The organism is Polluticoccus soli (genome assembly GCF_029269745.1).
Lineage (GTDB): Bacteria > Bacteroidota > Bacteroidia > Chitinophagales > Chitinophagaceae > Polluticoccus > Polluticoccus soli.
In genome coordinates this window covers 850,065-873,589 of sequence record NZ_JARJHT010000002.1, presented here as the reverse complement: position 1 = coordinate 873,589, position 23,525 = coordinate 850,065, and the positions used below count along the sequence as shown (strand labels likewise).

The window sequence follows — 23,525 nt, the reverse complement described above, 5'->3', positions numbered from 1 at the left end:
TTTTCTGTAACAATAAAAAAAGGGCACCAGAGGCGCCCTTTTTCTTTTGGATATGCTTTTTGTGGTTAGCGTACCAGGATGAATTCACCTTTCTGATCGGTCCACTTGTTATCGCATTTGAAGTTGATGTGGTAGAAGTAAGTGCCCATATCAGCTGGCTCGCCTTTCATCATACCATCCCAGCCTTTCTCAGCGTTTACGTTTTCGTAAACAACCTGTCCATAGCGGTTAACGATCTGGAAGGTGCGGGTATCTTGGTGACCCGGGCTGATAGCACGGAATATATCATTCTTACCGTCGCCGTTTGGTGTAAAGGCAGTTGGGAAAGCAATTTCGCAGCAAGGCTTAGTTACCAGTTTAATGCTATCCATACTTACACAACCAAGTTCGTCAGTTACTTTCAGCGTAACAAAACCTGAGAAGTCGATACGGCCATAAGTAACCGGCAGGTTAGCGGCATTGTCAAAGAAGCGCGTTGGGGTCCATTCGTATTTAGAGCTAACCACGATCGTTTTGGCTTCCAGCCTCAGGCTGTCACCAGAGCATATCAGTGCTTTCTTAGCGTCGAAGCCGTCAAAATTGTTATCCTGGTTCTCATCATAGAACGCATTAATAGTAGCATCCGGCAGGTTACGAACATCTACGGTATCGGTAGCTTCGCCCACGCAAAGATCTTGTACCATTGTCAGTTTTATCACTTTACGGCCCGGTGTGCTCCACATTACGCCGTAAGGACCCTGGTCTGTAGCGAAGTGTGTAGTAACACCACCATCCCAGTTGAACTTGAAGGTATCGATGCCCGGAGAGAACTCATCCAGTACTACGATCCTGTCATCGTTCGGACAAACGTCAGAAGGAGCGTTGATGAAGGCGTATGGTATTGGCTTAACTGTTACATATTGAACAAACGGATCGCCGATACAACCCAGGTTGTTGGCAGACATGATCACCTGTTGCAGACCTGCAGAGTCGAAACGGATAGTTATCGGGTCGAGGCCGATACCGCCGCCAACGCTTGTAGCCGCAGGGCTAGGCACTTTCCAGGTAATACCCGTGAACTCGGTCGCGCTACCGAAATAAGTGAAAGTCAGTTCGTCGTGCTGGCAGATCCACGGAGTGTCGCTTACCAGTACCATTCCGTTTGGTTTGAAGGTTACTATTACATCGATCTTGCTGCGCGGACCTTCACAACCATCTATTTTTTGAGAAACGTACCATGTCAGGGTATCTTTTACGCTGGTACCTGGTACCGGAGCGATAACTGAACCTAAACCACCTACTGGGTCAACATACCAGATGAGACCGGTACCGCCTGCAGATAGTGGGCTTGCTGGCTCGTTTTCGCAGAATACCACAGGGCTAACCACAGTTGGCCTTACAGGTATCGGTGCTACTGTAATGGTAACAGCAGAACGTGGACCTTCGCAGTTGCCTACGGTTTGGCTGGCATACCATGTATAGCTGCCGGCCATGTTAGTGTTTACATAAGGAGGTACAGTAGTACCAGTACCGCCAAATGGAATAGTATACCATAATATATTCTGGCCATCAGCAATTACCGGCTGGAATGGCTCACCAATGCAGTATTGGTTTTTTGTAGTGATCTTTGGTGCTTTGGGCCTTGGTGTCACATTTACTGTAGCCGATGTTGTAGCAGAAGTTTCTGTACCGGCTGTATACCAGCACAGGTATTTACCTGCGTTAGCTAAAGAAGCATATATTTTAACTGTAGAGCTGGTAGGGTTACCAATGATGCCAGGGCCGCTCCAGTGGAAAACCGGGTTGGTTACGCAACCGGGAGGTACTGGAATAGTAGCAACCAGGGTAACAGAATCACCAGAAGTATCGCAGGCGTTGTTGTTGATAACCGCAACAGTAGGACCTGAACGTTTGAAGGTTACACCACCGTCAAAACCATAATGGAAAGATTGTATAGCCGGATTTGCCGGTATCGGGGCTTGCGAATTAAGAGGTAAGTTTGGATAACGACCATAACGTACACGCTCGCTTACAAAATCAGTTGGGTCAACCGACAATAGTGTTACACCGTTCAATGTAAAAGTTCTAGGACTGGGTATCACTGCCGGAGTTGTACCCTGGCCAATGCCTGCTCTTACAAACATTGTATCATTGCTGACGATCGCAAACCTCACTTCCTGACCAGCCCCAATTTCTGTTAGATTATTGGTGGTTAATCCCGTTACAACCGGAATAATACCTGATGATCCAGCGGTAATAGGACTAGAACTTCCTACAATTGGCCAGGTTGATATAGCTGAGCTGACTGATGGGTCGCTTGTTATACCTCCACTTGTTTGCCTTAAAACTGTGTAAACAGCACCATTGTTTGAAACAGTAACCGTCACACTGCCGAAGGTTACATTCACATCTACCATATGGAGGATGCTGAACTCGGTAAGAGTAATTGGGTAGCAATTAGTATTCTTAACGGTGAATGTTACATACTGTGGCGTAGCTGGAGCAGTAAAGTTACCAGTTACGTTGCCAGGGCTGTTGGTATACGCAGTGTTTAGAACGGTCTGCGCCTGGCCAGAAAGACAGCCTATGGCTGCAAGGAGCGACAAACCTAAACGCTTAATGGATGCTGTTTGTTTCATGAATTAGCTAATTTCAGAAAGCTTATAATATTATAGAACGTACCTGTTTAAAGACGGCAACGGTTGTGTTTCCGTTGGTTTTAACAAAACTTTTAAAGCTATTTTAAGCTGGCGATGCCGTACTGGAAGCTTTATATGACAATTCCGTGACAAACCAACAGGCTCATCAGCGGAAAATCAGGGTCTCATCCAGTAACTGCTTCAGCTTGATAACTTTGAGTTCCAAGATACAAAATTTTAACAGAAAAGCAACAACGAAACGGAATTATTAGAATTATTAAGAATTGCCGGAATGTTATATAAGAAATGGTGGTAATGGGTTGCCGTTTTTGCTGAAATTGGAGGTTGATTTGTATGATTTGACTGATTAACCTTAAACTCCCCTCCTTGGCTAAGGAGGGGATGTGTGCAGAAAGCCTGTAAGGCTTGTTGCGCACTGGGGTGGTTGGATGGGTAAAGAGGGTCTGTCATAATATTGAACTGTCGTACTAGTCTCAGCGTTTTCAACCACCCCCGACAGTCAATACGCTACGCGATTGACCGTCGGCCCCTCCTTAACTAAGGAGGGGAGTTTCTTATATTTGGCCTATGCGAAAGCTGTTTCCGCGTTTATTGATCATCTCTTTTGCCACCGGCTGTGTACAAACAACCGAGACCGCCTCGGATAATAGCAAGCCTGTACGCAAGCTGGCCTGGTACGATAGCCTGATACTGGAGTATATAGCAAATAATGACACAGGCGCATTGCAGCAGGTTCAGATCGACAATGCCGGGGAGATAGAATGGAAATTTGATGGGATGATAGAGACCGACAGCATCAATTTTATGGCATTTAGGGTGGGGCATACTGCTGAGGGGCGCTTTATGACCGATGACTGGGTGTATATAGACAGCAATAAAAGGCGGTTATACGGGTACGACACCGGTACCGATTCCATCAGCCTGTGGCAGAAGAAATAACAGCGCCGTACCCGTTATATTTATTGCTCTGCCAGTTCCTTTATTTTAGCTATCGCCTTGTTCCAAAGCGGCTCGTGCATTTTGAGATGCTTCACCGACAACGGACCAGCATCAATTGATAAGGTTGCTTTCCCTTTACCGTCGTCAGACATGGCATAAGTTTCGGTGTACGGGCGCTTGGTATGTTCTTCCTTCTGCTCGTCTGGGAACATTATCTTCAGCAGCGATGCTTTATTGCTGATCTCAACCGTGCCGCGGGCGCCTATGTTGCCGTCTTTGTCTTTCCATATCACTTCGGAGCTTTTTTTCCAGTCGGTTTCTACCCAGGTGCCTTCGCTAAAGGCTGCTGCCCACTGCGTGGTGTATTGTGGAGCTGTAAGTACATCCCAGATCTTTTCGGCAGTAGCATTCATTTCCACATGTTTCTTGATGGTGCCTTGTTCTACAAACTCCTGCAGCATGGTACCAAGGATAGCGGTCCAGCCTTCTACAAAGTTTTGTTTCGCAAACGCTGCTACAGTAGACGGGAAGGTTTCGAGTCCTTCATGGGTAAGCCTGACCCTTGTTGTGTCGCCTTCGGGAAACAGCTCCCATGTTACGTATGAATTGCCTTCGTAGCCGTCGTAGCGCCAGCTGTGCGTGAGTTTTTTATTAGGTATCACCTCTGTTATGGTGCAGATGTGCAGCCACTCAACGCCATCGTGGTCTTTGCCCACAAAACGAAATTCGAAACCTTCCTGTGGCTTAAAGTCGGCAATGTCAAAATACCATTGTTTCATTTTGTTTTTGTCGGTAAGCGCTTTCCAAACCCTTTCGGCAGGTGCGTTATACACACGTTCCACAATTATAGGTTCCTGTTTCATTTGTGTTTATGTTTTTTAGTTGGTTTATGTTTAGTTATTGTTTTTTCTTGTTCTAAAAAATCTCCGAGTGCGTCTAGCTTATAGTTCCAGAATTGCCGGTATTGTTCCAGCCATTCAGCAACTACACCAAGCTCCTGCATTTGCGCTTCGCAATAGCGCTTACGTCCCTGCTGGCGCACAATTATCAGGCCGCATTCGGTCAGTATCCTGATCTGTTTGGATATGGCAGGCCTGCTGATATCAAAGTTATCAGCAAGCGTATTCAGGTTCATGCTTTGCTTTGCCAATAAGCTTAGTATCTGGCGCCTGGTGGGGTCTGCAATGGCCTGGAAAACATCTCTTCTCATATTTTGCGTAACCGTTCGGTTACAAATATACGAAGAGTGACTGAATGGTTACGTTTTTAAGGAGAATTTTTATGCGGAATAGGCAGTGGCAATTCTATAGGCTTGCGAACCGGTTCGAGATAGGCGAGCGGGTCGTGTAGTAAATAGATAAGCGCCAACGCGGCGGCGAAAAAGAGGATGAATTTCAGGAAGCTGAGAAAAGGGTTTTTCCTTTTCTCAATAACTGGCGGCTGCGGTTGTGGCTGGCGATATCCTGATTCTGCCAGGATGCGCTGTGCTTCGGGTACATCTTCTTCGCGCACCTGCAGCTTGATGCCGCCCAGTGCGCCGTTGTAAAAGGGATTGGTGGTAACGGTATGCTCATCTTTCGGAAAAGCCGGTATGCCTTCACTCTCAAGTCGCCCCCTGACGACATTCATGTTAAAAGCATTGGCAAACGTGGCTATAGTAACTAGGCTCATCTTAATAGTAATGGATAAAGTTACCGAAAGCGGGAATGCATGCTTATTGGTAATGAGAATACAAGTATCAGTAAATCTTTGTCTTATTTCTGTGCTACGAGAAAAATGTAGTCGCCTTTATCGTTCTCATAGCTTTTCATGATGTCGTAGATCCTACGATTTACTATATCTGCTTCGAGAGCTGTCAACCCCGATGTCAGTTCTTCAGGCGAACAAAATGCAGCAAACGAAGAAGCATTCGCCCTGATCTCCGGCCTCAGGTATTGTTCGGGCCTATGTTTGTTCGAGTAGACGAAATGATCCTGGAGGTCTTCCTGCACAAAATATTTTTCAATGGTGGCCAGTTGGAAGCCGGCATTATTCAGTAGCAGTTCCATTTCAGGCAATTCCGGCAGCAACTCCCAGCTGCGCTTCATCATTTCAGGGAAGTAGTGGTTGAGCCAGTAGCCGCGCATCTGCTCGCCGCAGAAACTGAGAAAGACAATTTTGCTTCCCGGTTTCAATACACGGTTCACTTCTTTAAGGCCTTTCAGTTTATTATCCCAATGGTGAAGGGTAAATGTTGCCGTGCAGCCATCAAAGAACTCATCGCCAAAGGGTAGCGCTTCAGCCTTAGCATTGAAGAACTGAGCTCCGTTATCCTTTTTACGCGCTTCAGCCAGCATGGTTTCAGACGGATCAACGCCGTAGAATTTCACGCCTTTTTCCGCCAGCGCCGTGAGGTAGTTTGCGGTACCGCAACCAATGTCGAGATAAAGGCCATCCGGCCTGGGAGACAATAATTCGAATACGCGGCCAGCGATATAAGGATCAGCGCAGCGGGTGGCGTTGTAAGCTTTGCCTATGGTATCGTATAAGATCTCTGTCATTGTCTATCGTTTGGCCAGTTCAACTATATCAGTCACTTCCAGTGTTTTCTTTTCGTAACCTTTGGTTACTGTATGTATCATCGCAATGCCCACCTCTTTGAGTGTGCACGCGAGTTTCGGCATCAGGTTCCTGAGTATTGGGAACATCCAGTTGACGTACTTGTAAAAGCTGAGCGCGTTCTTTTGCCCGGGTGTTGGTTTCATAAAACCGGGGCGGAAGGCATAAAACTTTTTGAACATCTTAGCCAAATCATTCTCGGTTCTGCCCTTTACTCTTGCCCACATCACGCGGCCTTTTTCGGTGCTGTCGGTACCGGAACCAGACACGTAGCAAAATGTCATGTCGGGGTTACGGGCAGCTACTGTTTCGGCAAAGTGCATGGTGAGCGTGTGGGTGTATTTGGTATACTCTTCTTCGTTCTTGCCGATAGACGTAACCCCCAGGCAGAAGAAACAGGCATCATAGCCGGTCAATTCATGTGCAATTGGAGACAAGTCGAAGAAATCTTTGTGGACGATCTCCTTCAGTTTGGGGTGGCTGAAACCCGATGGACGGCGGTTAACAATAAGCACCTCAGAAACATCGGGGTGGAGCAGGCACTCGAGCATAACACCTTCGCCTACCATGCCGGTGGCCCCGGTAACGATCGTTTTGAATGGCATAGATGAGTTTGTATATAAATGTATGTCGTTTTGTGTCAATAGCTGTGGATGAGCAACATTTTTCCACGGTACTAAGAAAATCGGCCGCAGAATGTTATTTTTGCCGAAATCAATGCAGTCTTGAAGACCCTGCTCGATCATAATCAACTGAATATCACGCTCATGCGTCTTGCGCACCAGTTGATAGAAAACCACCTCGATTTTAAGGAAACAGCAATTGTCGGCATCCAGCCGCGCGGCATCTGGCTGTCGGACCGTATCGCCACCATGGTAAAACAGATCACTGGCCAGCGGATAGATTACGGAAAGATGGATATTACCTTCTACCGTGACGACGTGCATCAGGGCGCTGTAATAGTGCCAAATGAGACCGATATACGCTTCAGCGTAGAGGGTCGCAAAGTGGTGCTGATAGACGATGTGCTGTTTACCGGCCGTACCATACGCTCAGCCATGGACGCATTGTTGGACTTTGGTCGTGCCCAGGACGTGGAACTGATGGTGTTGATAGACCGCCGCTTCAGCCGCGAGTTGCCGATACAGCCTGACTATGTTGGCCTGACGGTGGATACTGTGAACACGCAGAAGGTGAAAGTGTACTGGAAGGAAAAAGATGAAAGAGACGAAGTGGTGCTCATTGATCAATAATATTAAAACAAACGCATGTCGCTATCGGTAAAACACTTACTTGGAATTAAAGAACTACAGCCGGAAGATATTGAAACGATCTTCAGGACGGCGGATAATTTCAAGCAGGTATTGCAGCGTCCGATCAAAAAAGTGCCAACGCTGCGCGATACCACCATTGCCAATATATTTTTCGAAAATTCTACACGCACCCGTATATCGTTTGAACTGGCTGAGAAAAGGCTGGGTGCCGATGTTGTGAATTTTTCGGCCTCAGGTTCGTCAGTATCTAAAGGCGAAACGCTGATAGATACAGTAAACAACATACTGGCCATGAAAGTGGATATGGTGGTGATGCGCCATTCGGCAAGCGGGGCGCCGTGGTTTTTGGCCAATCATATAGATGCCAGTATAGTAAATGCGGGCGACGGCATCAACGAACACCCTACACAGGCGCTGCTCGATGCTTATTCTATAAGGGAAAGGCTGGGTGATGTAAAAGGTAAAAGAGTAGCGATACTGGGTGACATCATGCACTCGCGCGTTGCGCTGAGTAATATATTCTGCCTCAATAAACTTGGAGCAGAAGTTACGGTAGCCGGTCCGCCAACGTTGATACCCAAGCACATACAAGACCTCGGAGTAAGAGTAGAATACAATATCAAAAAAGCGCTGGAATGGTGCGACGTAGCCAACGTGCTGCGCATACAGCTGGAGCGCCAGCACAAACCACTGTTCTCAACCCTGCGTGAATACGCATTGTATTATGGTGTGAACAGGGACATGTTGGACAGCCTGCAGAAAAACATCGTCATCATGCACCCCGGCCCCATCAACCGCGGCGTAGAGCTGAACTCAGACGTAGCGGATAGCAAACAATCTATCATCCTCGACCAGGTAGAGAACGGCGTAGCCATTCGTATGGCAGTCATCTACTTATTGTCGGGTAAAGGGGGGGAGATAGCCGAGTAAATCCCAAAATTTAAAGATCAAATTTCGGAATTCAATATTCATCAAGTGTGAATTTTGCTTTTTGGAGATTCCGCACCGTATCTTTGACGGCTGTAGTTGAAACAAAGAGCGAGCACAAGAAAACAATTCTTAACTAATTCAAAGACTTATGTCAACCTGGTTTCGCAGAATAAAGAAAGGGATATCGACCACAACAGAGGAAAAGAAAGAGGCACCAGACGGGCTTTGGAACAAATGCCCGGAGTGTAAAGCAACCTTGACAGCGAAGGAACTGGAAGACCACTACCACGTTTGTCCTAAGTGTAACTACCACCACCGCATCAACGCGAAAGAATATTTCCAGATATTGTTTGACGAAGAGCCTGAGTTGCTGTTCGAAAATATCGGCCCGAAAGACGAGCTGGGCTTTGTGGATCTGAAGCCATATAAGAACCGTATAGTAGACGCACAAAAGAATACCGAACTGAAAGATGCCATGACCGTAGGTGTAGGCAAGCTGGATGGCAGGTCGCTGGTAGTAGCCTGTATGAACTTCAATTTCATTGGTGGTTCAATGGGTTCGGTAGTGGGTGAGAAGATAAGCAGGGGCATAGACTATGCGATCAAGAACAAGATGCCTTTCATGATCATCTCGAAATCGGGTGGTGCACGTATGATGGAAAGTGCCTTCTCGCTGATGCAGATGGCTAAGACTTCGGCTAAACTTACCCGCCTGGCTAAAGCGCAACTGCCCTATATATCGCTGATGACTGACCCGACAACCGGTGGTGTTACAGCATCGTACGCTATGCTGGGTGATATCAATATCGCGGAGCCTAAAGCGCTGATTGGTTTTGCTGGTCCCAGGGTTATTAAAGAAACCATCAAGAAAGACCTGCCTGCGGGCTTCCAGCGTTCTGAGTTCCTGCTGGAACATGGCTTCCTCGATTTCATAATAACACGCCAGAACCTGAAAGAAAAACTGGTGAACGTGATAGACTGGTACGTGAAGAAGTAAGGCATGATTTTGCCAATTGTATTTTACCTTTTTGATCTAAGATTTGTCCGATAAAGTCTATATAAAGAACCGACCTGCCACCTTTGAGTATGCCATTGAAGACAAACTCACTGCGGGCATTATGCTTACCGGTTCGGAGATCAAGTCTGTGCGCAATGGCAAAGTGAGCTTTAACGACAGCTATTGTTTCTTTAATAAAGGAGAGCTCTGGATAAAAAGCCTGCACATTGCCGAATATGTAAATGCAGGTTATGCAGGCCACGACCCGATACGAGAACGTAAGCTATTGCTGAACAAACGTGAGCTGGCCAAGTGGGGAAATAAGATGAAAGAGAAAGGTTTGACCATCGTACCACTGGCTGTTTTCATCAATGACAAAGGCTATGCAAAGGTGGAGATTGGACTGGGCAAGGGTAAGAAACAGCACGATAAGCGGGAAAGCATAAAATCGCGAGATGCTGAAAGAGAAATGAAACGTTACTTGAAATAAAAAATGCCGGCAGAAGCCGGCATTTCTCTTTTGTTTTGTTATCTGTTAGGTGGTCTATTCTACTGTTTCTGTAAAACCAATACCATGATGTTGTAATTCGGTCAGCACCGGCTTGTACACTGAGGGTTGGTTTGGTATCAGCACGCCCTTTGGCGGAACTATCTTGTTATTCAGCACCATTCGTGCCAATATTCCCATAGGCAGGCCAACCGTTTTTGCCATAGCAGAGTGTTCACGGTTTTCGCCCTTCAGTACCATGGCGCTGGTCAGGTTTATCTTTTTGCCTTTGTGCAGGTATTCTACTTCGTGTTGCATCACTACCATGTCCCTGTCAGTAGGTTTCATTTCCCATTTGGCAAGGAGTATGTTCAGTAACACGTCGGCAGATGTGGCGGCTTTGAGGTCTTTTAATTCATCTTCGCAAAAAAGACCAAGATTATCCAGCATCTGCACCAGCTTCTCACCCTGTTCCATGTTCAGTGTTTTAGCCACATGCTCCTGGAGTGTAACACCATTACCATAGGCTGTTTTACCTTTTAGCCATTTGGCATAGCTGAAGCCGCTTGCGTCAATGCGATCCTGTTCGTCGGTTAGACCCAGGTTAACTACGGCCTGCCAGCCCTTGCAGAATGAAGGGTGCCTAAGAGTAGCCCGCAAGAAAGTCTTGATATCCGGAACGTCGTACAGATCGAGGTAACGCATTGAATCCCGGTTGGGATAATATGCCAGCGAGCCAAGACCTTCTACTTTTATCTTCTTGTTGTTGTCGAAGATCTTCTCGTAAGGAACGTCTACCTCTTTACCATTCAGCAGGTATTTGGCACCGCCTTTACCGGCTGTAACAATGTTCCTCGGGTTCCAGCTGAACTTATAATGCCAGGGGTTATCGTCCGATTCAGGAGCGACGAGTCCGCCGCAATAAGATTTGAATGATGTAATAACTGCCGCTACACGCTGTATGCTGTGGATGATCTGGTTAGCGGTCATGTGGTCGATACCGGGATCGAGTCCCATTTCGCACATAAACATTAGCCCAGCTTCCTTAACGGCTGCATCCATCTCCTTCATTTCCGGGGAAATATAGGAGGACGTTATTAAGTTTTTCTTGAATTTAAGACAATCCTTCGCCAACTCGATATGCAAATGCGGGGGCATCAGCGATACGACTATATCTGCTTGTTGGACAAGAGGTTCCCGCTGCGCCCGATTGGTTATGTCAATAACCGCTTTTTCGGCGTAGGGACTATCGTTTATTTTCTCCGAAATAGCTTCGGCACTTCCGTCGGCTACAATAACTTTCCATTTATTTCTAGGTGCGTGTGATAGCAGGTACTGAATTAAATAAATGGAAGATTTTCCGGCGCCGGCTACCAGTATGGTCCGCATTTAATCTTACTAAAAAATGGTACAATTAAATTCCACTCAAAAGTACTAGTATTGACGATTTATTAAAAAAAATACAATAATTTATCTTTTTCACATGCATACAATGCTTTATACAATATGAAAAAAATATGGAGAAATGAAAACATATTAGTTGAGGAACTTAATTTATTATCTTCTAATACAATGGCTGAGGTGCTGCAAATACGGTTTACCGAGGTTGGCGAGAATTATCTTAAAGCTACTATGCCTGTTGCCGACCTTACAAGGCAGCCGTACGGTCTGCTGCACGGTGGTGCATCGGCTGCCCTTGCCGAAACGGTTGGAAGTGTCGCTTCATCGCTGTGTATCAATAAGGAAAAACAAATATGTGTTGGCATAGAGATCAACTGCAACCACCTACGCGGCAAACGGGATGGGATGGTAACTGCAACCGTGGAGCCTTTGCATGTCGGAGCCACAACGCATGTCTGGGACATCAAGATCAGGGACGAGGCTGAAAAACTGGTATGTGTCAGCAGGCTTACCGTGGCAGTACTTAAGAAGCCATAACCCTGTTAAAATCCACATGTGTGAATAGCTTTCTCCTCGGTTTCCCGCCTGTTTTTCGTTATATTTGCACATCTTTTTTTTAACGCCCATTTATGGATCAAACCAACCAGGATTTAACGCCCCAGGACAATTCCAACGATTCCAACAAGATCATCCAAGTAAACATAGAAGAGCAAATGAAAACGGCCTACATCGACTATTCGATGTCGGTGATCGTTGGCCGTGCGCTTCCGGATGTTCGTGATGGTTTGAAACCGGTTCACCGCCGCGTTTTGTACGCCATGCACGAACTGGGCATCAATTATAACAAGCCTTATAAGAAATCTGCCCGTATCGTAGGTGAGGTTCTTGGTAAATACCACCCGCACGGTGACTCGTCTGTGTACGACGCCATGGTGCGTATGGCGCAGCCATGGAGCATGCGCTACATGCTGGTAGATGGCCAGGGTAACTATGGATCGCAGGACGGTGACGGACCGGCGGCTATGCGTTACACTGAGGCTCGTCTGCAACGTCTCGGCGAAAGCATGATGGAAGACCTTGATAAAGAGACAGTTGATTTCACACTCAACTTCGATGACTCTTTACAGGAGCCTACCGTAATGCCTACGCGCATTCCTCAATTGCTGGTAAATGGTTCATCTGGCATCGCCGTAGGTATGGCGACCAACATGATGCCGCACAACCTGAGCGAGGTTATTGACGGCTGTGTTGCTTACATCGACAATAAAGAGATAACCATAGACGAACTGATGAAGTTCGTGAAGGCGCCTGATTTCCCAACTGGTGGTATCATCTTCGGTATCGAAGGTATCAAAGCCGGTATGCACACAGGTCGAGGCAGGGTAGTGCTGCGTGGCCGTGTAAACGTGGAAACAATGAAATCGGGCAAAGAGCAGATCGTTATTACCGAAGTTCCTTACCAGGTGAGCCGCGACGCCCTTGCTGAAAAGATAGGATACCTTGTTAACAACAAGATCATCGAAGGCATTACACACGTTGCCAACGAATCAAATAAAGATGGTACCCGTATCGTGGTGGAACTGCGCCGAGATGTTGTTGCGCAGGTTATCATCAATCAGCTTTATAAATACAGCGAGCTACAAACATCTTATGGTATCAACAACGTGGCGCTGGTGAATGGCCGCCCGCGTACGCTGAACCTGAAAGACATGATCTCGGAATTCATTGGCTTCCGTCATGAAGTAGTCGTTCGTCGTACCCAGTATGAACTGCGCGAAGCTGAGAAGCGTGCACACATATTGGAAGGTTACCTGATAGCGCTGGACCACCTGGATGAAGTGATCGCTTTGATCCGCAACTCTGTGAACCCGGATGAAGCTAAGACAGGCCTGATCGAGAAGTTCGGTATGACCGAGATACAGGCTAAAGCGGTGCTTGAACTGCGCCTGCAACGCCTGACAGGCATGGAACGCGACAAGATCCGCGAAGAACATGCTGAGATCATGAAACAGATCGCTCACTTCAGGGAGATACTGGCAAACGAAGGTTTGCGCTACCAGATCATTAAAGACGAATTGCTGGATGTACAAAAGAAATTCGGCGACGACCGTAAATCTGAGATACAGTACCTCGCTAACGAAATGCGTATCGAGGACCTGATCGAAGAAGAAGACGTGGTTATCACCGTTTCTCACCTTGGCTATATCAAACGTACATCTGCTGCAGAATATCGCTCACAACGCCGTGGTGGCCGTGGTGCCATGGGTGGACGTACACGCGATGAAGATTATATCGAACACCTGTTCATAGCTTCAACGCACCATACGCTTCTGTTTTTCACAGAAAAGGGACGTTGCTACTGGTTGAAGGTGTACGAAATACCAGAAGCTGACAGGAATGCGAAGGGCCGTGCCATCCAGAACCTGATACAGCTGCCAACAGACGATAAGATCCGTACAATCATCGACATACCTAATCTTGAAGACAAAGAGTATGTGCAGAAACACTGCATCGTACTGTGTACCAAACAAGGTATTATCAAGAAAACATCGCTTGAAGATTTCAGCCGTCCGCGCCAGAATGGTATCAACGCGATCACCGTTCAGGAAGGCGACCAGCTGCTGGATGTATCATTGACCGACGGTAACAGCTTCATCATGATGGCTGTGAAATCAGGCCGCGCTATCTGTTTCGAAGAAGGCAAAGTGCGTACAACAGGCCGTGGTGCTATTGGTGTATTCGGTATCGAGCTTGATGAGAACAACGACGAGGTGATCGGTATGCTTTGTGTGTCGAAGGACGATGTTACCAAACAAATACTCGTGGTGTCTGAACGTGGCCTTGGTAAACGTACTCCGTTCATTGAACCATTGGATGAAAATGCAACCGCTGAAGACAAAGAAAAAGCGGTGAAGATCACAGACGCTGAAGGCATTGAGAAATTGTATGCGCTATCTTATCGCATCACCAACCGTGGTGGTAAAGGTGTGAAGACGATCAATATCACTGAAAAGACCGGTGCACTTGTCGGATTGCTGGCGGTAGAAGAAAAAGATGATCTGATGATCACGTGTCGCTCGGGTCTCACTATCCGCATGCGTGTTGCAGACATTCGCGAAGCTGGCCGTGCTACACAGGGTGTAAAACTTATAAACATTGAGGACGGCGATGAGATAGCTGCTATTGCTCGTATAGAGGAGCAGGAAGTAGAAGGAGAAGAAGATAAAGAAGCAGCAGGTATCGTAGATGTGAACCCTGCGCCAGAAGATGCACCGGAAGAATAGTATTGTAACCTCCAGGTAATAAAACGATCGGATCTCTCAATTTAACACTTGAGAGATCCGGTTTTTATAATTTTACATCCAATCTCTAAAATACAATTAATGAAAAAATTCATTGTAACTGCAGTGTGTTTGGCGGCGGGCTTTTCAGCTATGGCGCAGAAAATAAACATACAGAATGCGCTTAACTCACAGTCTGATAAAGAACTGGATAAGGCGCTTGAATTTATTGAGAAGGCAGCAGCTGATCCATCAACAAAAGATAATCCGAAAACATGGTATGTGCGCGGTTCTATCCTGCTTGATATGCAGAACGATCCGAAGTACAAAGCATCACAGCCTCTTTCTAAAGCGACTGAGTCTTTCGTTAAAGTTGTAGAGCTGGATCCTAAATACGAAAAAGAAACAGTGGGCAAAGCACTAAGGGGAATTGCCTTCTCGAACTACAATAACCTGGTAGATGCTTACAACGCAAAAAAGTATGAAGATGCATTGGCTTCGTCAAAAGAAGTAGCACGCATACATGAACTGGACGGCGGAAAGAAGTATGCTGCTGACAAATACTTCGATACCATAGCTACCAATGCAAAACTGTTTGGTGCATACAGCGCTGTAAATGCCAACAAAACTGACGAAGCGTTGCCGGTATTGCTTTCTCTGAAAGGTAACCCTATCATCCAGACTCCGAACGTGTACCTCGCTCTTATAGACATCTACAAAAAGCAAGGCAAGGAGAGCGAAGTGATCGCATTGATAGAAGAGGGTAGGAAAGCATATCCGAACAACAAGGCGCTGGAAGTTGAAGAGCTTACTTACTACACCCGTACCGGCAAGCAGGATGAATTCCTGAGAAAACTGGAAGACGCAGCTGCGAAAGATCCTTCTAACGCCAACTACCTGGCTAACATCGCAACTGCTTATACCAACATGGCATTCCCTAAAGATGCGCAAGGTAAAGCACTGCCTAAGCCAGCCAACTACGATGACCTGATAGCAAAAGCAAATGTCGCTTATACCAACCTGCTGAAAGCTGCTCCAAACAGTGCAGATTACAACTTCAACGCCGGCGTGTTCTATTTCAACCAGGCTAGCGAATACATCTCAGCCATGAACAAAATAGATGGCAACACCGCAGCCGATAAAAAGAAGATCGATGAGTTGAGCGCAAAAACAAATGCAGCTTTCGAACAATCGGCACAATACTTTGAAAAAGCATATATGCAACTGGAGCCTAAACTGGCTAGCCTGAGCAGCGATGATAAGAGCACATACTGGTCATCACTTTCGGCACTGAAGCAAGTATATACAAGGCAAAACAAAATGGATAAGGCCAACGAAATGAAGGCCAAGATGGACGCAATGAAAAAATAGTGCGACAGAATATTGAAAAATAGCCACCTATATGGTGGCTATTTTTTTATTGTCTATGTTCATGGTATTGATACACAATTGATATTAACAAGAAAATCTGGCAGCCCACGTCGATAAAAGACTATCTTTGCACAAATTTTTACGGTTTGTCAGTTACCACAAAAAAGATAGAAATAGTTCGTTTTGCTCCGAAGAACGGTGAAGGGTTTTACGATACCCTGAAAAAGAAAGTAGACGCCTATTTTGCTACCAATAATATAGAGACGCATGGTAATGCTGCTATGAAAAGGAAAACCTTTGCCATAGTTGCAATGTACCTGATACCGTATGCTTTTATGGTGTCAGGGATTGCCGCTTCTAACCTGTTCGTATTCTATGGCCTGTGGCTCCTGATGGGTGTGGGTATGACGGGTATTGGTTGTGCAGTGATGCATGATTCCAACCACGGTTCTTATTCTGACAATAAAACCCTCAATAAATACCTAGGTAAGATCATCGCGCTGGTAGGTGGTTACGAAGTAACCTGGAAGATACAGCACAACATCCTGCACCACACGTATACCAATATTGAAGGGCTGGATGATGATATCGATGCAGGCATCTTCCTGCGCTTTTCGCCACATTCTAAGAAATACTGGATGCATCGCTACCAGCATTTGTATGCCTGGTTCCTCTATGGACTGCTGACACTGCAGTGGGCGACTATCAAAGATTTCAGGCAGGTGTATGACTACCATAAAAAAGACCTGCTGAAAAAAGAAAAGATCACTCTTGGCAAAGCGATCGGTCAGCTAATCGTTTATAAGGCGCTCTACTATACTTACATGTTCGTTATCCCGATAGCCGTGATGGGTATAGCCTGGCAAAATGTACTGATCGGGTTCCTGATCATGCACTTTACAGCTGGTTTGCTGTTGTCGTGCATTTTCCAGCTCGCGCACGTGATGGAAGAATGTGAATATCCTGAGGTACCCGGCGACCGTAAGATGGAGAATACATGGGCGGTTCACCAGTTGCTGAACACAGCTAATTTCTCGCCAAAGAGCCCAATGATGTTCTGGTTTGTAGGCGGCTTGAACCACCAGATCGAACATCACCTGTTTCCGCATATATGCCATATTCACTATAAGCAAGTTGCGCCCCTTGTGAAGGAGACAGCAAAGGAATACGGGCTTCCATATTATGAACAGCCATCATTTGTACGCGCATTGATAGAACATGCGCGCATGCTGAAAAAGCTGGGCAGAGACTAGTTTTATTGTTAATAGGGTTGGTTTTTTCAGTCTATCCGCTATCTTTATACCTACAGATTTAAACTTATTATCAAGTGCAAGCAGAAAAATTAACCGGAACTGTAAAGTTCTTCAATGAAGGCAAAGGTTTTGGCTTCATTAAACACGATGGCTCTAGCCAGGAAACATTTGTACACGTGAGCGGCCTGAAAGACCAGGTAAAAGAAAACGACCACGTAGAATTTGAACTACAAGAAGGCCGAAAAGGTGTGAACGCGGTAAATGTTCGCGTCATACAATAATAATATTGAATATTATTACTCAGAGCCGGGCTTTTGCCCGGCTTTTTTTTGTGCTTTTTCCGGCGAACGACGTTTTTTTCCCAATTATGAAAATGAAAGAGAAGGGTACTCGGTAGCTTTGCCCCACTTTAATAAAAGGATACACCTTCCAAATGAAAAATCAAATACTTTTCGCGACAGCCGTTTGTGCAGCATTGTTCACTTCTTCTTGTAAAAAAGACGAAACAGCCCCGGTAAAAGTTCCGTATACTTCTCTGAGCAACACCAGCAACTACTTTGAAACTTTCAAAGGTATTGATGGCAAAACAAGTGTAGATCTCAGCGCTGCCACTACTCGTACTGCGATGGTAAAAGAGATGGACGCTTACATGAAAAAGGGTCTGACTCAAAACCTGGAAGCCCAGGTTCTGAAAAACATGTTCAACAACAAGAACAACGCCTTCACAAGTGCTACTCTGAACTCTGCGAGCGATATCACTATCCTTTCGAAACTTGCTGAGTCGTTTGGTGTTGACAGGACAACGGAAGAACAAACTTTCAATAGCTATTTCGACGGTATCGCTCTGGCTAGCTCTCAACGTTCAAACGTTGCCGCGGCAGGTCAGGCTGGTTTGCTGGATAACAAATACCTGGTTAACGAGAAAGGCTTTGAATATGGCCAGTTCGTACAAAAAGGTATCATCGGTGCTGTACTGTTGGATCAGGTGTCTAACATTTACTTCGGTACGGTAAAACAAGGTGCTGATAACAAAACTCTTGTTAGCGGTAAGAACTACACTCAACTGGAGCACAACTGGGACGAAGCTTATGGCAGCCTGACTCAAAACGAGTACTATCCTAAAAAAGATCCTAACGACGGTACAAAATGGCTGGAATCTTACCTTGGTTCTTATGCTCGTCAGGTGAACTCTACTACAGGCGGTCCTGAAGCTATCTATATGGCGTTCCTGACAGGCCGTGCTGCAATTGCAAACCAAGACATGAGCAAGCGTGATGAGCAGATCTCTATCATCCGCACCAACCTGGAAAAAGCTATCGCAACTATCGCAGTTAGCTACCTGAACAAAACAAAAACTGCTACTACTGACGGTGCTAAATTCCACGCGTTGTCTGAAGGTTATGGTTTCGTTTATTCACTGCGTTTTGCATACAATGCAAAGATCAACAAAGCAAAATCTGATGAACTGCTGAATATCCTTGGTGGTAAAACAAATGGTTTCTGGAGCTTGACTAACGGAGACCTGGATAACGTTCGCGATCAGATCGCAACTACCTTCGGTATCGATAAGAGTGCAGAAGTTAATCACTAATAATAGTTTTTAGGGCGATTGTATGAAGGCGGCATAATAATTGTCGCTTTCATGCGTAAATCTAAAATCTGACTCATGAAGAAAAATTGGTTTTTAGGATCAGTTTTGGCAGTATTGGCGACATCGCTGATGTTTGTTGCCTGTAAAAAAGATGATGACGACAATAATACCCCGTCAGACAACTTCGACCGTAAAGCAATGCTTACCAACTATGCGGACAATTATATTGTGCCGGCATATGCGGATATGGTTGTTAAGCTAAACGACCTACAGGCTAAATCTACCCAGTTTACTTCAGCTCCAACAGAACAGTCGCTTGGGGATGTTCGTACAGCCTTTCGCTCCGCGTATACTACGTGGCAAAAGGTAGATATGCTCGAGTTCGGTCCCGGCGAAGATGTATCGCTGAGGATGTATGTGAATACGTATCCTGTTACTGTTTCAAAAGTGAACGCGAATATTTCTTCAGGCAACTATGACCTGGAACAATTTGCTCACAAGGATGCCCAAGGCTTTGCTGCGGTAGATTATTTGCTGAACGGCATTGCAACCGGCAATACGGCGATTGTAGAACAATACACCACCGACGCACAAGCCGCGAACCGCAAAAAATATTTGCAGGATGTAATTGCTAAAATGGTGTCGAAAGTACAGACAGTTAGTACTAACTGGGGTACTTATAAAACTACCTTTATCAACAGCACAGGCGTTGATGCAAGCAGCAGTACATCGAAAATGGTCAACGCTTTTGTGTTGTACTTTGAGCGGTACCTGCGTGCAGGTAAAATAGGATTGCCTGTAGGTGCAATGACCGGCGTAGCCAAGCCTGAATTGACTGAAGCATTTTATTCGCCAGACCTGCAGAAGGAACTTGCTGTTGCTTCACTGACCAGCGTGCTGAACTTCTATGAAGGTAAAAGCTATAACAACGGTGCAGCCGGTATAGGTATGAAAACATACCTGGCAGCAATAGGTACAAAGGATGATAATGGCAAGTTGATGGCTGACCTTATATCTGAGGAGTTACAACAAGCACTTACAACTATGCAGGGTGTAAACGGCAGCATCGCAGAAAACGTAACGAACAATCGTACGGCCATGCTTCAGTTGTACGACGAGCTGCAGCAAGTCGTGCCACTGCTGAAAGTTGATATGGTGTCAGCCTTTGGGATATCGATTACTTATGTAGACAACGATGGTGACTAAAAGCAAATAATGCAGGACCTGAAACAAATATTTTCTAAGCAATATCTAGGGAAGCCGGTGTATTCGGCTTCCCTAGCTGTTTTTAGGATGATATTCGGTTTCATGCTTTTTGCAGGTGTGTTGCGTTTTTGGACAAAAGGTTGGATCGAAGAACTGTACATCCAACCGAAATTCTTCTTCCACTATTTTGGTTTTGAGTGGGTGCAGCCGCTAGGAGGATATACGTATTTGCTGTTTTTGCTGTGTGGTATCAGTGCCTTGTGTTTTGCAGCGGGTTTTATGTACAGGCTCTCGTCTGTAGTACTGTTTCTCAGCTTTACCTACATAGAGCTGATGGACAAAACGAATTATCTGAATCACTACTATTTCGTGACACTGGTTTTGTTCCTGATGATGTGGTTGCCGGCTAATGCGAACTTTTCGGTAGATGCGAAGCTGAAGCCCGAAATATCGAAGCGCTACATCCCTCGCTGGACTGTAGGCAGTATCAGGTTGATGCTCGGCATCGTCTATTTCTATGCCGGGCTAGCCAAGCTTAATTCAGACTGGCTGATGGAGGCTATGCCTCTGCGCTTATGGTTACCTGCTAAAAATGATTTTCCGCTCATTGGTGGCTTATTCAACCAACTCTGGGTAGCTTACTTTTTTAGCTGGTTTGGGGCTCTGTACGATCTCAGCATCCCGTTCTTTTTGCTGAATAAAAAGACTCGCCCGTATGCCTATGTCGCGGTTGTGGCTTTCCATATTATGACCTCGCTGCTGTTCCCGATAGGCATGTTTCCATATATCATGATCCTGGCTTCATTGGTGTTCCTGGATACGGAAAAAATAGACCGCTTTTTACAGCGTTTTAGGGGCCAAAGTTTAGGGTTATTTTATGTCAATATCAGCTATAATAGTTATATCTTTGCGCCGCTGAAACAGCGGATCGTTTCTGTGCTCTTTGTCATATTTTTTGCGATACAATTGGCGTTCCCCTGGCGCTACCTCGCAATGCCCGGAGAGCTATTCTGGACCGAAGAAGGATTTCGTTTTTCGTGGAGGGTGATGTTGATAGAGAAGATGGGGTATGCACAGTTCGTGGTGAAAGATGAAGCAACAGGGAAAGTGGTAGCTGTAAACAACAACGATTTCCTGACCAAGAACCAGGAAAAGATGATGGCCACGCAAGCGGACTTCATCATTCAATATGCTCATTACCTGAAAGCTCACTATAGAAAACAAGGCATGCAACAGCCGCGCGTATACGCAACGATATATGTGACACTGAATGGACGACGCAGCAGGCTGTATGCAAAACAAGACGTAGACCTGGCAACAGAATACGATTCTTACAAACACAAAAACTGGATCCTGCCATTACAGGACGAGATATATGGGTTATAGATTTTTGGTGAGTTTGGTTCTTATTTCGATTTATTCTTTCAGCTTTGCACAAGACACGACAAGGCTGAAGGAGGTAGAGATCATTGATAAAAAACAAAGCAACTTTGGTCATCTCAACCAGGTAGATGGCATGAAGCTCACAGCCGGTAAAAAATCGGAAGTGATCAATGTAGAGATGCTGACAGTGAATAAGGCAACTAACAATACCCGCCAGGTTTACGCTAAGGTTGCAGGTCTCAACATTTTCGAAAATGACGGTTCTGGTTTGCAGCTTAGTATTGGCGGTCGTGGCCTTGATCCTAACCGTACATCGAATTTCAACGTTCGCCAAAACGGTTATGATATCAGTGCTGACGCACTGGGCTACCCTGAAAGCTACTATACTCCTCCAACAGAAGCCCTAGGTAAGATCGAGATCATTAAGGGTGCAGCAAGCCTACAGTATGGAACACAATTCGGTGGCCTTCTGAACTTCGAAATGAAACAGCCGGGCGACGACAAAGCTATCACAGTTGTGAGTCGTCAGACTGCAGGTTCATGGGGCTTCCTTGGTTCTTTCAATAGTATTGCCGGTACCAAAGGCAAATTGAGCTATTATGGTTTTGCTCACTACAAGCGCGGCAATGGCTGGAGGCCTAATAGCCAGTTTGAATCGTTCAACGCTTACGCTGACCTGCACTATCATTTCAACGATAAGCACATGCTGGGCGTCGAGTATACCCGCCTACAATACCTGGCGCAACAACCCGGCGGTCTTGATGACAATATGTTTGCTGCTGACCCTACACAAAGCAATCGTGCACGCAACTGGTTTGCTGTGCAGTGGAACCTGCTTGACGTAGAGTGGGATTACCACGTGTCTTCCCGCACGCGCATCCAAACACGCAGTTATGGCCTTGTAGCATCGCGCGATGCGATAGGCTTCCGTCCTAATCGGCCTTCGCAACCGGACAATGGTGGCGCACGCGATCTACTGAAAGGTACTTTTGAAAATATTGCACTAGAGTCACGCTTGCTGCATCGTTATACTATTGCCGGCAAAAGCCAAACTCTGTTAACTGGCGTGCGTGCCTACCGTGGTTATAGCGAGAACAAACAAGGATATGTAAACAATGGTGCTGGTGCTGATTTTACATTTGCCAACGAGTCGAGTGAACTGTTGTCCGATTATGCCTTCCCGAATCTGAACATGGCCGCGTTTGCCGAGCAGATATTCCGCATCACTGATAAGTGGAACGTAACTCCTGGTATTCGTGCAGAATGGATACGCACCGAAGCAAACGGTACCTACCATGACAGAGTAACTGATCTGCGCGATAGTATCGTCAGTGACAAAGTAACTGATGAAGCAAGAGTATTGCCGCGCCAATTTGTTATTGGCGGCATCGGTAGCAGCTACAAGCCTAACAGCCATGTCGAGTTCTACGGTAATTTCTCGCAGAACTATCGTTCTATTACCTTTAATGATATCCGCGTTGTTAATCCATCGTTCGAGATCGATCCTGCGATAGCTGATGAAAGAGGCTGGAGCAGCGATCTCGGTGTGCGTGGAGATATACAGCAGATATTCCGTTTCGATGCCAACTTGTTTTACCTCTATTATGGCAACAGGATAGGCGAGTATTATACAGTAAAGAACAGCACACAGGTCATCCGTAAACGTGGCAATGTTGGTGTTGCACAGATATACGGCCTGGAGAGCTTTATGGAACTGGATGTGCTTCGCCTATGGCAGAGCATTCCTGAGCATTGGAACATGACCGTGTATTCTAACCTTGCGCTGACTAACGCGCACTATACGCAAAGCCCTGTTAAAAATATCGAAGGTAAACGCGTTGAGTATGTACCTTTTGTTAACTGGAAAACTGGCGTACAAGGTGCGTACAAGTCATGGAAGCTTACCTATCAGCTCAGCTATTTAAGCGATCAATATGCAGATGCTACTAATGCAGAGAAAGGTGGCTACAGTGCAGTGAATGGCAAGGTTCCGGCATACAAGCTGATGGATATTTCTGCAAGCTGGAATTGGCGTTGGCTAACACTAGAGGGCACGGTGAACAATGTTGCCAACGTATCTTACTTTACCCGAAGAGCTACCGGTTATCCCGGTCCTGGCATCATTCCGGGCGATGCGCGCAGCTTTTATCTTACTGCAGGGGTTAAGTTTTAACG

The 23,525-nt window shown here is 46.0% G+C and carries 21 protein-coding genes; 14 read left to right on the top strand and 7 right to left on the bottom strand.

The genetic code is table 11. The features are described 5' to 3' along the window. Nucleotides 1-65 precede the first annotated feature (65 nt). Nucleotides 66-2,618 carry a T9SS type B sorting domain-containing protein gene (locus P2W83_RS14635; protein WP_276134499.1) on the bottom strand — a complete coding sequence of 851 codons (2,553 nt, stop codon included), beginning with the start codon at nucleotides 2,616-2,618 and terminating at the stop codon, nucleotides 66-68. Nucleotides 2,619-3,206: 588 nt separating this feature from the next. Here P2W83_RS14635 and P2W83_RS14630 point away from each other — a divergent pair. Continuing rightward, nucleotides 3,207-3,578, top strand: a complete 372-nt coding sequence (locus P2W83_RS14630) for a hypothetical protein (RefSeq protein ID WP_276134498.1) — start codon at nucleotides 3,207-3,209, stop codon at nucleotides 3,576-3,578. Nucleotides 3,579-3,598: 20 nt separating this feature from the next. Here the strand turns inward: P2W83_RS14630 and P2W83_RS14625 are convergent, their stop codons facing one another. The 5 genes from P2W83_RS14625 to P2W83_RS14605 all read right to left on the bottom strand — a co-directional run bounded on the left by P2W83_RS14625 (nucleotide 3,599) and on the right by P2W83_RS14605 (nucleotide 6,781). Beyond that, a complete protein-coding gene (locus P2W83_RS14625) occupies nucleotides 3,599-4,441 on the bottom strand; it encodes an SRPBCC family protein (protein ID WP_276134497.1) in 843 nt (280 codons plus the stop codon). Further along, complete coding sequence (locus P2W83_RS14620) at nucleotides 4,438-4,788, bottom strand: ArsR/SmtB family transcription factor (RefSeq protein ID WP_276134496.1); 351 nt, start codon at nucleotides 4,786-4,788, stop codon at nucleotides 4,438-4,440. The genes P2W83_RS14625 and P2W83_RS14620 overlap by 4 nt, the downstream gene beginning before the upstream one ends. Nucleotides 4,789-4,844: 56 nt before the next feature. Then, entirely contained in the window at nucleotides 4,845-5,249 is a 405-nt protein-coding gene (locus P2W83_RS14615; protein WP_276134495.1) for a putative signal transducing protein, read from the bottom strand. Between the two features lie 83 nt (nucleotides 5,250-5,332). Beyond that, nucleotides 5,333-6,118: a class I SAM-dependent methyltransferase gene (locus tag P2W83_RS14610; protein WP_276134494.1), complete on the bottom strand. Its 786-nt coding sequence runs from the start codon at nucleotides 6,116-6,118 to the stop codon at nucleotides 5,333-5,335. A gap of 3 nt (nucleotides 6,119-6,121) precedes the next feature. After that, nucleotides 6,122-6,781, bottom strand: a complete 660-nt coding sequence (locus tag P2W83_RS14605) for an NAD-dependent epimerase/dehydratase family protein (protein WP_276134493.1) — start codon at nucleotides 6,779-6,781, stop codon at nucleotides 6,122-6,124. A 120-nt stretch (nucleotides 6,782-6,901) separates the two neighbouring features. Here P2W83_RS14605 and pyrR point away from each other — a divergent pair, with 120 nt between their 5' ends. The 4 genes from pyrR to smpB all read left to right on the top strand — a co-directional run bounded on the left by pyrR (nucleotide 6,902) and on the right by smpB (nucleotide 9,867). Continuing rightward, on the top strand, nucleotides 6,902-7,429 hold the full coding sequence (pyrR, locus tag P2W83_RS14600) for a bifunctional pyr operon transcriptional regulator/uracil phosphoribosyltransferase PyrR (protein ID WP_276134492.1): 528 nt from the start codon (nucleotides 6,902-6,904) through the stop codon (nucleotides 7,427-7,429). Nucleotides 7,430-7,444: 15 nt separating this feature from the next. Beyond that, nucleotides 7,445-8,380 (top strand): aspartate carbamoyltransferase catalytic subunit, encoded by a 936-nt coding sequence (locus P2W83_RS14595; RefSeq protein WP_276134491.1) that lies wholly within the window; start codon nucleotides 7,445-7,447, stop codon nucleotides 8,378-8,380. A 148-nt stretch (nucleotides 8,381-8,528) separates the two neighbouring features. After that, nucleotides 8,529-9,377, top strand: coding sequence for an acetyl-CoA carboxylase, carboxyltransferase subunit beta (accD, locus tag P2W83_RS14590; RefSeq protein WP_276134490.1), 849 nt, complete (start codon nucleotides 8,529-8,531; stop codon nucleotides 9,375-9,377). Between the two features lie 43 nt (nucleotides 9,378-9,420). Then, on the top strand, nucleotides 9,421-9,867 hold the full coding sequence (smpB, locus tag P2W83_RS14585; protein WP_276134489.1) for an SsrA-binding protein: 447 nt from the start codon (nucleotides 9,421-9,423) through the stop codon (nucleotides 9,865-9,867). A 54-nt stretch (nucleotides 9,868-9,921) separates the two neighbouring features. Here the strand turns inward: smpB and P2W83_RS14580 are convergent, their stop codons facing one another. Further along, nucleotides 9,922-11,253, bottom strand: coding sequence for a saccharopine dehydrogenase C-terminal domain-containing protein (locus P2W83_RS14580; protein ID WP_276134488.1), 1,332 nt, complete (start codon nucleotides 11,251-11,253; stop codon nucleotides 9,922-9,924). A gap of 183 nt (nucleotides 11,254-11,436) precedes the next feature. On the opposite strand from P2W83_RS14580, the gene P2W83_RS14575 reads away from it, so the two are divergent. From P2W83_RS14575 to P2W83_RS14535, 9 genes are all read left to right on the top strand, one after another. Then, a complete protein-coding gene (locus tag P2W83_RS14575; RefSeq protein ID WP_276134487.1) occupies nucleotides 11,437-11,802 on the top strand; it encodes a hotdog fold thioesterase in 366 nt (121 codons plus the stop codon). A gap of 92 nt (nucleotides 11,803-11,894) precedes the next feature. Next, the gene (gyrA, locus tag P2W83_RS14570) at nucleotides 11,895-14,549 is read left to right on the top strand and encodes a DNA gyrase subunit A (protein ID WP_276134486.1); all 2,655 of its coding nucleotides are present in this window, start codon (nucleotides 11,895-11,897) and stop codon (nucleotides 14,547-14,549) included. Nucleotides 14,550-14,648: 99 nt separating this feature from the next. Next, nucleotides 14,649-15,917 carry a tetratricopeptide repeat protein gene (locus tag P2W83_RS14565; RefSeq protein ID WP_276134485.1) on the top strand — a complete coding sequence of 423 codons (1,269 nt, stop codon included), beginning with the start codon at nucleotides 14,649-14,651 and terminating at the stop codon, nucleotides 15,915-15,917. 146 nt (nucleotides 15,918-16,063) lie between these two features. Next, nucleotides 16,064-17,170, top strand: coding sequence for a fatty acid desaturase family protein (locus tag P2W83_RS14560; RefSeq protein ID WP_276134484.1), 1,107 nt, complete (start codon nucleotides 16,064-16,066; stop codon nucleotides 17,168-17,170). A 74-nt stretch (nucleotides 17,171-17,244) separates the two neighbouring features. After that, entirely contained in the window at nucleotides 17,245-17,451 is a 207-nt protein-coding gene (locus P2W83_RS14555; protein WP_276134483.1) for a cold-shock protein, read from the top strand. A gap of 152 nt (nucleotides 17,452-17,603) precedes the next feature. Further along, a complete protein-coding gene (locus tag P2W83_RS14550) occupies nucleotides 17,604-18,761 on the top strand; it encodes a DUF4856 domain-containing protein (protein WP_276134482.1) in 1,158 nt (385 codons plus the stop codon). 75 nt (nucleotides 18,762-18,836) lie between these two features. Continuing rightward, nucleotides 18,837-19,967: an imelysin family protein gene (locus P2W83_RS14545; protein WP_276134481.1), complete on the top strand. Its 1,131-nt coding sequence runs from the start codon at nucleotides 18,837-18,839 to the stop codon at nucleotides 19,965-19,967. A gap of 9 nt (nucleotides 19,968-19,976) precedes the next feature. Further along, the gene (locus tag P2W83_RS14540; protein WP_338090254.1) at nucleotides 19,977-21,353 is read left to right on the top strand and encodes an HTTM domain-containing protein; all 1,377 of its coding nucleotides are present in this window, start codon (nucleotides 19,977-19,979) and stop codon (nucleotides 21,351-21,353) included. Continuing rightward, nucleotides 21,343-23,523, top strand: coding sequence for a TonB-dependent receptor family protein (locus P2W83_RS14535; protein ID WP_276134479.1), 2,181 nt, complete (start codon nucleotides 21,343-21,345; stop codon nucleotides 23,521-23,523). The genes P2W83_RS14540 and P2W83_RS14535 overlap by 11 nt, the downstream gene beginning before the upstream one ends. Nucleotides 23,524-23,525 lie beyond the last annotated feature (2 nt).

Coding starts and splice junctions, on each gene's coding strand:
- P2W83_RS14580 (WP_276134488.1), bottom strand. CDS start 11,253: ATGCGGACCATACTGGTAGCCGGCGCCGGAAAATCTTCCATTTATTTA.
- P2W83_RS14565 (WP_276134485.1), top strand. CDS start 14,649: ATGAAAAAATTCATTGTAACTGCAGTGTGTTTGGCGGCGGGCTTTTCA.
- P2W83_RS14605 (WP_276134493.1), bottom strand. CDS start 6,781: ATGCCATTCAAAACGATCGTTACCGGGGCCACCGGCATGGTAGGCGAA.
- P2W83_RS14610 (WP_276134494.1), bottom strand. CDS start 6,118: ATGACAGAGATCTTATACGATACCATAGGCAAAGCTTACAACGCCACC.
- P2W83_RS14615 (WP_276134495.1), bottom strand. CDS start 5,249: ATGAGCCTAGTTACTATAGCCACGTTTGCCAATGCTTTTAACATGAAT.
- P2W83_RS14630 (WP_276134498.1), top strand. CDS start 3,207: ATGCGAAAGCTGTTTCCGCGTTTATTGATCATCTCTTTTGCCACCGGC.
- P2W83_RS14550 (WP_276134482.1), top strand. CDS start 17,604: ATGAAAAATCAAATACTTTTCGCGACAGCCGTTTGTGCAGCATTGTTC.
- P2W83_RS14545 (WP_276134481.1), top strand. CDS start 18,837: ATGAAGAAAAATTGGTTTTTAGGATCAGTTTTGGCAGTATTGGCGACA.
- P2W83_RS14620 (WP_276134496.1), bottom strand. CDS start 4,788: ATGAGAAGAGATGTTTTCCAGGCCATTGCAGACCCCACCAGGCGCCAG.
- accD (WP_276134490.1), top strand. CDS start 8,529: ATGTCAACCTGGTTTCGCAGAATAAAGAAAGGGATATCGACCACAACA.
- P2W83_RS14535 (WP_276134479.1), top strand. CDS start 21,343: ATGGGTTATAGATTTTTGGTGAGTTTGGTTCTTATTTCGATTTATTCT.
- P2W83_RS14635 (WP_276134499.1), bottom strand. CDS start 2,618: ATGAAACAAACAGCATCCATTAAGCGTTTAGGTTTGTCGCTCCTTGCA.
- gyrA (WP_276134486.1), top strand. CDS start 11,895: ATGGATCAAACCAACCAGGATTTAACGCCCCAGGACAATTCCAACGAT.
- P2W83_RS14595 (WP_276134491.1), top strand. CDS start 7,445: ATGTCGCTATCGGTAAAACACTTACTTGGAATTAAAGAACTACAGCCG.
- P2W83_RS14540 (WP_338090254.1), top strand. CDS start 19,977: ATGCAGGACCTGAAACAAATATTTTCTAAGCAATATCTAGGGAAGCCG.
- P2W83_RS14575 (WP_276134487.1), top strand. CDS start 11,437: ATGGCTGAGGTGCTGCAAATACGGTTTACCGAGGTTGGCGAGAATTAT.
- P2W83_RS14625 (WP_276134497.1), bottom strand. CDS start 4,441: ATGAAACAGGAACCTATAATTGTGGAACGTGTGTATAACGCACCTGCC.